The sequence below is a fragment of the Micrococcus sp. 140720015-1 genome (assembly GCF_053627595.1).
The window spans coordinates 23,827-35,421 of sequence record NZ_JBSEYC010000002.1 but is presented as its reverse complement, the minus strand read 5'-3'; the positions used below and the strand labels follow the sequence as shown (position 1 = coordinate 35,421).

Here is an 11,595-nt window from a genome sequence, read left to right as displayed (position 1 = left end):
CGTTCTGCCCATCCCATCACAGGACCCTGTGCGACGCATCGGTGAGCAGCCGGGGTCCTGATGTGTGGCGTCACCGCGGCGGCCAGGGGAGACTGCAACCTGACCCGCAACACCGATGCGAACGGAGGGGCGAACCGTGGCACGACAAGGCAGAGACGAGGATGAGGCGCACGAGGCCCGCGAGGCTCCGGCCGGTGCTGGCACGCTCGCGCAGTGGCGCATCCCACTGGTGGGGCTGCTGATCGGCGTCGGCCTGGGGGTGGTGTTCGGACTGGGCACCGAGAGGCCCTGGGGCACCGTGATCGGCTGCGCGATGATGGGCTTCGCCCTCGGCATCGCGTGGATGTATGTCGAGCGCAGCCGGGACGGGAGGGACCGCTGAGATGTGCGGCCGCTACGTGATGGCCCGCGCCACGAGCGACCTGGTGGCCCTGGGTGACGCCGAGACGAATGAGGATCTGGTGCTGCGCCAGAGCTGGAACGTGGCGCCGACAGCCGAGGTGCCGATCCTCGTGGCGCACGCGGACGACGTCGGCGCCGGAGGCTCCCGCGGGGGCGACGGCGGGGACGGTGCCGTGGTGACCCGGCGGATCCACGTGGCGCGATGGGGCCTGGTTCCGCCGTGGGCGAAGGAGCTGTCCGTGGGGTCCCGTGCGTTCAACGCGCGCTCCGAGACCGTGGCCTCCAAGCCGACGTTCCGGGCCGCCGTCCGCGCCCGCCGCTGCGCCGTGCCGGTGGAGGGCTACTACGAGTGGAAGACGCCGGAGCCTGGCGCCAAGGGTCCCGACGGGCGGGCCGCGAAGAAGCAGCCCTACTACGTGCACCCGGCCGGGGCCGGGGACGGCGAGGGACCGGTCATCTGGTTCGCCGGCCTGTACGAGTGGTGGCAGGACCCCGAGGCCAAGGCCGCGGGGGAGGACGCCTGGGTCCTCTCGACGACGATCCTCACCATGGCCGCGCCCGACGCGGACGACGACGATCCGGTGCTCGCCGCACTCGGCCAGCTGCACGACCGGCTGCCCGTGCCCATGGACGCCGAGACGATGGACCGGTGGCTCACCCCGGGCACGCTCGGGTCCGCCGAAGAAGTCGACGCCCTCGTGGGCCAGGTGTGCGCCGGCGCGTACGACGTCGCGGCGGGCTGGTCGCTGCGGCCCGTGGGGGGCGCCGTGGGGAACGTCCGGAACAACGGGCCGGAGCTCACCCAGGAGATGAGAGAGCAGCAGGGAACGCTGCTCTGAGAGACGGGACGACGGGGATGACCTGCCCGTGACGCACGGAAGCGCGGTGCCGCGGTGAGGCCGGAGACGGTCATCTCCTGTTCACCCTGTCCGTGGGGGCGGCACCCCTGTGGCCGCCGCCCTCTACGACGAGGCCGCCGGCACTCCGGAGGGCAACATAGGCCCCTCTGCCGGGTTCGTCTACCAGTGGGGCGCGTACAGCCGGGCCGACCCCGTGTTTGGGGACTACCCCGAGCGGTTCCTCACACTGGAGCACACCGAGCCGGGCGCGCTGCTGCCGTTCCGGGCTGAAGGCCTGGGCGACGACGCGTCGGTCGCGGAACTCTCGTGGGGTCCGCGCTGGGGCACCGTCTGGCGCGACACCACGTCGAAATCCTTCACCGGGTTCCGCTACCTGGCCGACGCGACATACCCGACCGACGACCGCCTCGTCCTCGACTGGTCGCTGGACGGTGTGACCAAGAGTGAGGACGTCATCATCACCCAGGACGCGGAGCGGTCCGACCTCTATGCACGCGTTGAGTCGCTCGCGGACGGACAGAAGCCCCGGGCCCTGAACGTGCCGGCGGGGGAGGACGCCCACACGACCCCGGACACGGTCGAGACCGGGCGTGAGGTTCCGGCGGGCGCGCTCGGAGCGCTCGCGGCCCTCGGCGCGGGACTCGTGCTCGCGGCCCGGGGGTGGGTGCGCCGGGTCTGACGCACCCGGCCGACGAGGGGGCCGCGGGGCGGTGGACGGGAAACCGTCGGCCGCCCCGCGGTCCGTCCTCAGCCGGCCGGAGCGGATTCGATGGGGCCGGTGCAGCCCCAGGCTGAGGAGTCGACGCTGCAGTCATCGGCGACATTGCGGGTGATGGTGCGCCAGATGTTCGCAGTGACGGGGGCCGAGTCGAGGCTGATGGTGCCCGGGATGAGCACCCATTCGCCCCCGGCCTCCCGGTATTCGCCGATGTAGACGGTGGTGAGGCGGACCGTGTACTGCCCGGTGTCCTCGTACACGTGGCTCGTGGGGGTGGGGACGTTGAACTCCGGCTGGCTCTGGCCTGCGACCGAGGTGGTCTTGGTGGGGGAGCCGTCCCCGTAATCCCAGTGGAAGCTCACCGGAGTGGCGCGGAGTTCGACCTCGACCCCGTTGAGGGTGGTGACGAGCGTGCGCGTCTCGGCGTCTGCGTAGAAGTTGGTCTCCGCATTGCGGATCCCGCGTCCGCCATTGTCCGACCGGATCTCAGGCTTCAGCACGAGGAGCGTGCGGACCTCGTCGATGGAGACGGGCGGGGCGCCGTTGCTGGAGGCCTTGGCCGTCCAACATTTAGGGGCGCCATAGGCGGGATTAGCATCAGGCTGACGAGTGTCTACGGTCTGCGCCCGGATCCACGAACCCTCGGGGCAGAAGTTCGCCTCTTGCTCTCGGCAACTCTCGAAATCCGGATTGCCCAGCTGCCCCGAGAAGCATGCACTGACCGTCTTGTGCTCTAGGTGGGAGTCTCTACCGGAGCCCGGGCTCTTACTCCCAGTATTCACGCCACTTTTGCGATCAGATCTTCTTTCATTATTGCAGTGAGAAGTTCCATTAAAGGAGTCTGATCGGGCGGAATAATTTATATTTGTCGATTTGCAGGTGGCGGAGGGAGACGAGGTGACGGCCCAGGCGCCTGGCGCTCCGATACTAGCTAGCGAAATAGCCGCTGCTATAGCAATCAGTGCCTGGCGCTTCACTGAGACGGGTCTCCGCCCTCGTAGGTCATTTCATCAATTACCCAGCGGCCGTTATCAGTGTCGAAGGAGACCTCCGCTATCCAGGGCTGCTTCGACGCATGGGCGACTCGAGCGTCCTCTGGAATAGAGCCATCGCTGGAATACCCGGTCCCAGCGTCAGTCGTGATGAGCAACGTCGAGACGTACCCGTTCTCCGACGGTGCAGTGAGCATCGAGTCAATTCGAGGTTCGGCACCGGTGTACCAGCCACCGTCCTTATAAATTCCACCAATGCTGTCGCTTCGGACCGTGCAGAACTCGCAGTACTCGCTGTAGAGCGAGTCGAGGAGTTCTGTATCTCCGGTCTGCTCGGCGTAGTAGTGCGCGTCCCAGAAGTAGCGAATCGCCGCCTCGGCGCCCTCCTTGGTCTCTTCCTTCATGGCGGCGGGCATCTCCGGCTTGGGCACGTTCTGAGCGGGACCGTCGGCAGACGCGGGAACGTATTCGCCGGACCCGCTCTCCGTGGCCGTGGGGGATGAGCTGACGCCTGCGGTCTCACTCGTGCTCGCGGGCGCGGACGTCTCGACGGCGGGCTTGGCGGACGAGGGCGACGTCGTCGACGACTCGGCGGGCTCGGACGGCCCGCCGCAGGCGGTCAGTGCGAGCGCCAAGGCCACGCTGAGCGTGCCGGCCTGGGCGAATCGGTGGCGGCGCAGGGCGCGCCCGGGTGCGGTGAGAGACATTTCCCCTCCAACTGGACGTCCGTCGTGTGTCCGCGCCTCCCGCGCTGATCCCGCAGCGCGGTGCCCGTGGCATGCGAGGCCCGGTTGGTTCGGAGTATACGCAGACGGATTGTGGTCCTGCTCGCATTGTCCACAGGACCGTGCCGGCGCACTTCTTCCGGCCCAAGAGGCGATTTTCTCGTGCATGTGCACCCCAGTGTCGGGGTCGAGGCCCACGGCCAGGACTCGGCCCCTCCTGTCTCGGGGCGATGCGTCCTTAACGTGTCCGGCGGCCGCCCTACCTTCGCACCCATCGCATTCGAACACATGTTCGAGTACGATCGGGGGTGCGGCCCCACCTTCCCACTTCTTCCCCGCGTCCGGTCCGCCGGACGGGCCGCGCTCCCATCGCGCGACGGCACCCCGTCGTCGGTCCGGTCAGCAGTGCACAGGGAGAGAAGCAGAATGGGAGTCCTCACACAGTCGGTGGCGGTGGAGTGCGGGGCAGACGGCACCCCGCAGGGGCTGCGCTGGAACGGGCGGGACTACGTCCTCGCAGAGCGCCCCGTGCGCTGGTTCGAGCGGCGCCGCTGGTGGGCAGAGGAGGTCCGCGCGGAGAAGGGCCGCGGCGCCGGTCTCGTGGACCACGAGATGTGGCGGCTGCAGGTCCGCCTGGCCCGGGCCGGCGCCGCGCCCCTGCAGACCCTCGACGTCGCCCACCACCTGGACTCCGGCCGGTGGCGGCTCGTGCGCGTCCACGAGCACGCCCAGGACCTGAGGCGGTCGGCATGAGCCGGGCCGCCGCGGCCGGACGCACCGCCGCACCCTTCGCCCACCTGCACGTCGCTTCCGCGTTCAGCGCCCACTACGGGGTCAGCTGGCCCGAGGACCTCGTGGCCGCCGCCGCAGCCGCGGACATGGACCTGCTGGCCTGCACCGACCGGGACGGGCTCTACGGCATGGCCAAACACGTGGGCGCCTGCCTGCGCCACGGCATCACCCCGATCGTGGGCGTGGACCTGGCCGTCCGGTGGAGCGAGGACGAGGACGCCGGCCGCGTGGTCGTGCTCGCCCGAGGAGGCTGTCATGGATCCGGCTACCGCTCCCTGTGCGAGCTCGTCTCCGCCGCCCACGCCCGCACCACCGGGGGAGCGGCGGGCGGCAGCCCCTGGGCCAGCGTCGCCGAGCTCGCCGCCGCGGCGGCCGGCCGTGTCCCCACCGCCGCCAACCGGGACAACCCGCCCACCCCCGAGCTGTTCGTCCTCCTCGGCCCGGACTCGGACGTCGGCCGCCACCTGGCCCGCCGCCGGTACGCGGCCGGCCTCGCCGCCCTGCGCCGCTGGAAGGCGGCCCTGCCCGCAGGCAGCCCCCACGCCGACGTCGTCACCCACCTCTCCGCCCCCGGCCGCCGCCTCGACACCGGGCACGCCGTGAAGACCCTCCGGGCCGCCCGCCAGGCCCGCATCCCCGCCGTCCTGACCAACGCCGTGCGCTACGCGGCCCCGGACGGTGCCGCCACCGCGGACGTCCTCGACGCCGTCCGCGCCCTCAGCTCCCTCGACGCCCTCCACGACCTGCAGCCCAACGGACAGGGCTGGCTCAAGTCCACCGCCGCCATGCACCGCATCGCCCACGAGGTCGCCGCCACCGCCGACGACCGCCCCGCCCCCCTGCTCGAGGCCACCCGCCGCCTCGCCGAGGCCTGCGCGCTCGACCCCGAGACCGACCTCGGCTGGGGCGTGCCCCGCGTCCCCGAGGCCGCCGTCATCGGCATCGACGGCCCCCCGGAGCACGTGCTGCGCGAGCGCACCCGCACCGGCCTCCTCGCCCGCTACCCCCACCTCCACACCGGGGGAGGCCTCCCCGGCACCAGCCAGGCGGCCCGGGACCTGCAGGACCGCGCCGAACACGAGCTCGGCATCATCACCCGACTCGGCTTCTCCTCCTACTTCCTCACCGTGGCCGCCGTCGTCGACCTCATCGAGGGCATGGGCATCCGCGTGGCCGCCCGCGGCTCCGGCGCCTCCTCCCTCGTCAACCACGCCCTGCGCATCTCCCATGTCGACCCCATGGCCAACGGCCTGATCATGGAGCGCTTCCTCTCCACCGACCGCTCCACCCTCCCGGACATCGACATCGACGTGGAATCCGCCCGCCGCCACGAGATCTACCACGCCGTCGTCGAGCGCTTCGGCGCCGAGCGCACCACCCTCATGAGCATGCAGAACGCCTACCGGGCCCGCGGCGCCGTCCGCGACGCCGGCCTCGCTCTCGGCATGCCCGAACCCGAGGTGGACGCCATCGCCAAGCAGCTCTGGCGCTTCTCCGCCTCGAACTTCCGCGAGGCCCTCCAGCGCATGCCCGAACTCGGCGGCCTCTCCCGCCGCATCGAGTCCGGCCGCGCCGAGGGCGACCGCCAGCTGGACCTGCTCGTCGACCTCACCGAACGCCTCGACCGCCTGCCCCGCCACATCTCCATGCACCCCTGCGGCGTCATCCTCGGCGACGCCGCCCTGCTGCACCGCACCCCCGTCCAGCCCTCCGGCATGGGCCTGCCCATGAGCCAGTTCGACAAGCACGACATGGACCCCATGGGCTTCCTCAAGCTCGACATCCTCGGCGTGCGTATGCAGTCCGCCATCGCCTACACGATCGCCGAGGTCGAACGCACCACGGGCGAGCGCATCGACCTCGAACAGGTGCCCCTCGACGACGCCGCCACCTACGCGATGATCCGCACCACCCACACCCTCGGCTGCTTCCAGATCGAGTCCCCGGGCCAGCGCGAACTCGTCGGCAAACTCGCCCCCCGCGAGTTCAACGACCTCACCGTGGACATCTCCCTCTTCCGCCCCGGCCCCATGCAGTCCGACATGGTCCGGCCCTTCCTCGAACAGCGGCACGGCTGGGCACCCGCCCACTACCCGCACCCCGACCTGCGGCCCGTCCTCGCCGAGACCCACGGGGTCACCGTCTTCCACGAACAGGTCCTGCGCACCATGGACGTCATGACCGGCTGCGGACTGGCCCGCGCCGACGAGCACCGCCGCCTCCTCGGCGGCCCGCAGGAACACCTCGTCGAAGAGGCCTTCCGCGCCGGCGCCCTCGCCCGCGGCTATTCCCTCGACGTCATCGACGAGGTCTGGGCCACCCTCTCCGCCTTCGGCTCCTTCGGCTTCTGCAAGGCCCACGGCGCCGCCTTCGCCGTCCCCACCTACCACTCCGCCTGGCTCAAGACCCACCACCCCGCCGCCTTCATGGCCGCCATCCTCGAACACGACCCCGGCATGTACCCCGCCCGCCTCATGGTCGCCGAGGCCCGCCGCATGGGCATCCCCGTCCTCCCCGTGGATGTCAACGCCTCCTCCCGCCACGTCCACGTCGAATGGGTCCCCGCCCACCCCGAGGTCGACGACGGCGCCCCCGGCCGCTGGGGCATCCGCCTGCCCCTCACCAGCCTCTCCGGACTCAGCGAAGCCGAGACCGACCGCCTCGACGCCGGCCGCCCCTACCGCTCCCTCGCCGACGTCCGCGACCGCGCCCGCCCCACCGCCCGCAACCTCGAACGCCTCGCCCAGCTCGGCGCCCTCGACTGCCTCCTCCCACCCGGCGGCGCCTCCCGCACCGACCTCGTCCACCACCTCGAACTCCAGCACTCCACCACCCGCGGCACCGCCCCCGGCCGCACCGCCCCGCGCTCGCGGTCCGCCCGTCCGCGGCAGGTGGAGGGCCAGCTGGCCCTGGACCTGCCGGACACCGAGCTCAGCGCCCTCGCCCCGCTCTTCCCGGACCCGGCCCCGGCCGCCCGGGTCCGCACCGAGCTGGAGCTCACCGCCCTGGACGTCACCGCCCACCTCATGGACTCCCACGCCCCGTACCTGGACGCGCTCGGCGTCACCCGGGCGAAGGACCTGCTCGGGCTGCGCACGCAGTCCCGGGTGCTCGTGGCCGGGGTGCGCGTGGCCACCCAGACCCCGCCCATGCGCAGCGGCAAGCGGGTGGTGTTCCTCTCCGTGGACGACGGCACCGGCTGCGTGGACGCCTCCTTCTTCACCGAGGCCCAGCACGCCTCGGGGGAGATGCTCTTCTCCGCCCGCCTCCTGCTGATCGAGGGCACCGTCCGGCGCACCGGCGACCGGGCCGTGTCCGTCCAGGCCGTGCGCGCCTGGGACCTGCACCGGCCCGAGACGCTCCCGGACCCCGACTACCTGGACGCCACCCGGCAGCAGTGGCGGGACTGGCTCGCGGCGGACCGCCGAGCCGCCGCCGCGCGCCGCAGCGGCCGGGCGGGCAACGGCGCGCAGCCCCTGCCGGACATCCCGCACCACGGCACGGGCGGCTGGCCCGTGAAGGTGCGCACCGACGTCGGGCCGGCCGGCGGGGCCCACCCCGGCCGCACGGCACCTGACCGCGCGGCACCCGGCCGTCCCGCGCCGGATCACACCCCGATCCCGGTGCCCCACCCGGAGACGTGGGAGCTGCTGCCCACCCCGGACAGATGAGACCGCCCGTCTCCGTGCCCCGCCGTCCGGCCGCGCCCCTAGAATGGGACGCGGCCGACGGTGGCCCCCGTACGCCACCGATCCCGAAGCCAGACCTCGAAGGAGCACCGTGTCGGAGCCGAAGAACATCCTGCTGACCGTGGACGGAGAGCTGCGGGAGGTGACGCACGGCACCACCGGCCTCGACCTCTTCCGCGAGAAGCCGACCACCGCCGTCATGCGGGTGGACGGCCTGCTCTGGGACCTGGCCCGCGAGATCCCCGCCGGCGCGTCCGTCGAGTCGGTGGACATCACGGAGCCCGAGGGCCTCGAGGTGCTGCGGCACTCCACCGCCCACGTGATGGCCCAGGCCGTGCAGCAGCTGCGCCCGGGCGCCAAGCTCGGCATCGGCCCGTACATCACGGACGGCTTCTACTTCGACTTCGACGTCGACGAGCCCTTCACCCCCGAGGACCTCAAGCAGATCTCCTCGCTCATGCAGAAGATCGTGAAGTCCGGCCAGACCTTCCGCCGCCGCGTCGTGGACGAGGAGACCGCCCGCGCCGAGATGGCGGACGAGCCCTACAAGCTCGAGCTGCTCGGCAAGAAGGACGCCGCGGACACCGCCGGCGAGGGCGCCTCCGTGGAGGTCGGGGCCGGGGAGATCACCATCTACGACAACGTGGACCGCAAGACCGGCGACGCCGTGTGGTGCGACCTCTGCCGCGGCCCGCACCTGCCCTCCACCAAGCTCATCGGCAACGGCTTCGCGCTCACCCGATCCGCCGCCGCCTACTGGCTCGGCAACGAGAAGAACAAGCAGCTGCAGCGCATCTACGGCACCGCGTGGGCCAGCAAGGACGACCTCAAGGCCTACCAGGAGCGCCTCGCCGAGGCCGAGCGCCGCGACCACCGCAAGCTCGGCGCCGAGCTGGATCTCTTCTCCTTCCCGGACGAGCTCGGCTCCGGCCTGCCCGTGTTCCACCCGCGCGGCGGCATCATCCGCAAGGAGATGGAGGACTACTCCCGTCGGCGCCACACCGAGGCCGGCTACGAGTTCGTCTACACCCCGCACATCACCAAGCAGCACCTCTACGAGGTGTCCGGCCACCTCGACTGGTACGCGGACGGCATGTTCCCGCCCATGCACATCGACGAGGCCCGTGATCCCGAGACCGGCGAGATCACCCGCCAGGGGCAGAACTACTACCTCAAGCCGATGAACTGCCCCATGCACAACCTGATCTACCGCTCCCGCGGCCGGTCCTACCGTGAGCTGCCGCTGCGGCTGTTCGAGTTCGGCTCCGTGTACCGGTACGAGAAGTCCGGCGTGGTCCACGGGCTCACGCGCGTGCGCGGCATGACCCAGGACGACGCCCACATCTACTGCACCCGCGAGCAGATGAAGGAGGAGCTGACCACCACGCTCAACTTCGTCCTCGACCTGCTCAAGGACTACGGCCTCAACGACTTCTACCTCGAGCTCTCCACGAAGGATCCGGAGAAGTTCGTCGGCTCCGACGAGATCTGGGAGGAGGCCACCCGCACCCTCGCCGAGGTCGCGGAGGCCTCCGGTCTGCAGCTCGTCCCGGATCCGGGCGGCGCCGCGTTCTACGGCCCGAAGATCTCGGTCCAGGCCCGGGACGCCATCGGCCGCACGTGGCAGATGTCCACCATCCAGCTGGACTTCAACCTGCCCGAGCGCTTCGACCTCGAGTACCAGGCCGCCGACGGCACCCGTCAGCGCCCCGTGATGATCCACCGCGCCCTCTTCGGCTCCATCGAGCGCTTCCTGGGCGTCCTCACCGAGCACTACGCCGGCGCGTTCCCGGCCTGGCTCGCCCCGGAGCAGGTCGTGGCCATCCCGGTGGCCGAGGCATTCAACGACTACCTGGACGACGTCGTCGCGAAGCTGCGCGCCGAGGGGATCCGGGCGCGCCTGGACGACTCCTCGGACCGCTTCCCGAAGAAGATCCGCACCGCGGCCAAGGAGAAGGCGCCGTTCGTGCTGATCGCCGGCGGCGAGGACAGGGAGGCGAACGCCGTGTCCTTCCGCTTCCGCGACGGCACCCAGGACAACGGCGTGCCGGTGGAGGAGGCGATCGAACGCATCGTGAAGGCGGTGCGCGAGCGCGAGGTCACCCCATGACCAGCCCCGGCACCGGCGGATCCGACGCGCGGGCGCAGGCCCGCCCGTCGGCGGACGCCGCCGCCACGGACGGCTTCGAGCTGCCTGGCGCCCCGGACGCCTTCGAGCGGTTCTGGAACGCCCACCGCATGGCGTACGTGTCCAAGGGGACGGGCCAGGTCAAGGACGTGCACACCTGCCCGTTCTGCGCGGCCCCGCGGCGCGACGATGAGGACTCCCTCATCGTCCACCGCGGCCGCACCGCCTACGTGGTGCTGAACCTGTACCCGTACAACCCCGGTCACCTGCTCGTCTGCCCCTACCGCCATGTGCCCCTGTACACGGACACCACCACGGAGGAGGCCGCCGAGATGGCGGAGCTGACCCAGACGGCGATGCTCGCCCTCGGCCAGGCCGCCGGCGCGTCCGGCTACAACCTCGGCATGAACCAGGGGGCGGTGGCCGCCGCCGGGATCGCGGCCCATCTGCACCAGCACGTGGTGCCGCGGTGGACCGGCGACGGCAACTTCCTGCCGATCATCGCCCGGACCAAGAACATGTCGCAGACCCTGGGGGAGACCCGGCAGATCCTCGCGGGCGTCTGGGACCGGGCCGCCCGGGACCACGCCGCGCGCCGGGCGGCCAACGCCCGTGCCGCGGCCGAGCATCCTCGCCCGGGGGCCGGAGACCCCGCCTGATGCTGGACCGTCACGCGCGCGGCGTCACCACCCGCCTGTTCACCCCGGTGGCCCGTACGCTCCTGCGGGCCGGGGTCAGCCCGGACACCGTGACGGTCATCGGCACGCTCGGCGTGAGCCTGGGCGCGCTCGTGCTGTTCCCCCTGGGGCACCTGTTCTGGGGCACGCTCTTCATCACCGCGTTCGTGTTCTCGGACCTGGTGGACGGGATCATGGCGCGCGAGGCCGGGTCCACCGGCCGGTGGGGCGCGTTCCTCGACTCCACCCTGGACCGCGTGCAGGACGCGGCCGTGTTCCTCGGGCTGTGCCTGTGGGGCTTCGGCGTCGGCGCCGCACCCGCGGTCGGCGCGCTCTCCGCGGCCTGCCTCGCCCTGGGCATGCTCGTCTCCTACGTGCGTGCCAAGGCGGAGGCCCTCGGCTGGAACGCGCACGTCGGCATCGCCGAGCGCGCCGAACGGCTCGTGGCCACCCTCGTGGTCGCCGGCCTCACCGGCCTCGGTCTGCCCCCGGCCGTCCTGGCCGTCACCTTGGGGCTGCTCGCCGCCGCCTCCCTGGTCACCGTCGGCCAGCGCATGGCCGTGGTGCGCCGCCAGGCGCGCGACGACGCCTGACCGGCCACAGGCCCCGCCC

10 protein-coding genes are annotated in these 11,595 nt (G+C 71.6%); 8 read left to right on the top strand and 2 right to left on the bottom strand.

Annotation, left to right across the window (positions count from 1 at the left end; all coding sequences use genetic code 11):
• Nucleotides 1-136: 136 nt before the first annotated feature.
• The 3 genes from ACUXPL_RS03400 (at nucleotide 137) to ACUXPL_RS03390 (ending at nucleotide 1,941) form a co-directional block, all read left to right on the top strand.
• Nucleotides 137-382, top strand: coding sequence for a hypothetical protein (locus tag ACUXPL_RS03400; RefSeq protein ID WP_454181955.1), 246 nt, complete (start codon nucleotides 137-139; stop codon nucleotides 380-382).
• A 1-nt stretch (nucleotide 383) separates the two neighbouring features.
• A complete protein-coding gene (locus ACUXPL_RS03395; RefSeq protein WP_454181953.1) occupies nucleotides 384-1,241 on the top strand; it encodes an SOS response-associated peptidase in 858 nt (285 codons plus the stop codon).
• Between the two features lie 109 nt (nucleotides 1,242-1,350).
• Complete coding sequence (locus ACUXPL_RS03390; protein WP_454181951.1) at nucleotides 1,351-1,941, top strand: hypothetical protein; 591 nt, start codon at nucleotides 1,351-1,353, stop codon at nucleotides 1,939-1,941.
• Nucleotides 1,942-2,009: 68 nt separating this feature from the next.
• Here the strand turns inward: ACUXPL_RS03390 and ACUXPL_RS03385 are convergent, their stop codons facing one another.
• Together ACUXPL_RS03385 and ACUXPL_RS03380 are read right to left on the bottom strand one after the other, a co-directional pair.
• Entirely contained in the window at nucleotides 2,010-2,480 is a 471-nt protein-coding gene (locus ACUXPL_RS03385) for a PKD domain-containing protein (RefSeq protein WP_087113816.1), read from the bottom strand.
• Nucleotides 2,481-2,953: 473 nt separating this feature from the next.
• On the bottom strand, nucleotides 2,954-3,679 hold the full coding sequence (locus tag ACUXPL_RS03380; RefSeq protein ID WP_454181949.1) for a DUF6318 family protein: 726 nt from the start codon (nucleotides 3,677-3,679) through the stop codon (nucleotides 2,954-2,956).
• 444 nt (nucleotides 3,680-4,123) lie between these two features.
• Here ACUXPL_RS03380 and ACUXPL_RS03375 point away from each other — a divergent pair, with 444 nt between their 5' ends.
• From ACUXPL_RS03375 to pgsA, 5 genes are all read left to right on the top strand, one after another.
• Complete coding sequence (locus tag ACUXPL_RS03375; RefSeq protein WP_036338972.1) at nucleotides 4,124-4,450, top strand: DUF6504 family protein; 327 nt, start codon at nucleotides 4,124-4,126, stop codon at nucleotides 4,448-4,450.
• Nucleotides 4,447-8,160 (top strand): DNA polymerase III subunit alpha, encoded by a 3,714-nt coding sequence (locus ACUXPL_RS03370; RefSeq protein ID WP_454181947.1) that lies wholly within the window; start codon nucleotides 4,447-4,449, stop codon nucleotides 8,158-8,160. Before ACUXPL_RS03375 ends, ACUXPL_RS03370 begins: the two co-directional genes overlap by 4 nt.
• A gap of 109 nt (nucleotides 8,161-8,269) precedes the next feature.
• On the top strand, nucleotides 8,270-10,288 hold the full coding sequence (thrS, locus tag ACUXPL_RS03365) for a threonine--tRNA ligase (RefSeq protein ID WP_098471648.1): 2,019 nt from the start codon (nucleotides 8,270-8,272) through the stop codon (nucleotides 10,286-10,288).
• Entirely contained in the window at nucleotides 10,285-10,965 is a 681-nt protein-coding gene (locus ACUXPL_RS03360; RefSeq protein ID WP_454181945.1) for an HIT family protein, read from the top strand. The genes thrS and ACUXPL_RS03360 overlap by 4 nt, the downstream gene beginning before the upstream one ends.
• Entirely contained in the window at nucleotides 10,965-11,576 is a 612-nt protein-coding gene (gene pgsA, locus ACUXPL_RS03355; RefSeq protein WP_406926342.1) for a phosphatidylinositol phosphate synthase, read from the top strand. Before ACUXPL_RS03360 ends, pgsA begins: the two co-directional genes overlap by 1 nt.
• The last annotated feature ends 19 nt before the right edge of the window (nucleotides 11,577-11,595 follow it).

Excerpts from the sequence above, each read along its gene's own strand:
- pgsA (WP_406926342.1), top strand. The coding sequence starts at position 10,965 with ATGCTGGACCGTCACGCGCGCGGCGTCACCACCCGCCTGTTCACCCCG.
- ACUXPL_RS03395 (WP_454181953.1), top strand. The coding sequence starts at position 384 with ATGTGCGGCCGCTACGTGATGGCCCGCGCCACGAGCGACCTGGTGGCC.
- ACUXPL_RS03360 (WP_454181945.1), top strand. The coding sequence starts at position 10,285 with ATGACCAGCCCCGGCACCGGCGGATCCGACGCGCGGGCGCAGGCCCGC.
- ACUXPL_RS03370 (WP_454181947.1), top strand. The coding sequence starts at position 4,447 with ATGAGCCGGGCCGCCGCGGCCGGACGCACCGCCGCACCCTTCGCCCAC.
- ACUXPL_RS03380 (WP_454181949.1), bottom strand. The coding sequence starts at position 3,679 with ATGTCTCTCACCGCACCCGGGCGCGCCCTGCGCCGCCACCGATTCGCC.
- ACUXPL_RS03375 (WP_036338972.1), top strand. The coding sequence starts at position 4,124 with ATGGGAGTCCTCACACAGTCGGTGGCGGTGGAGTGCGGGGCAGACGGC.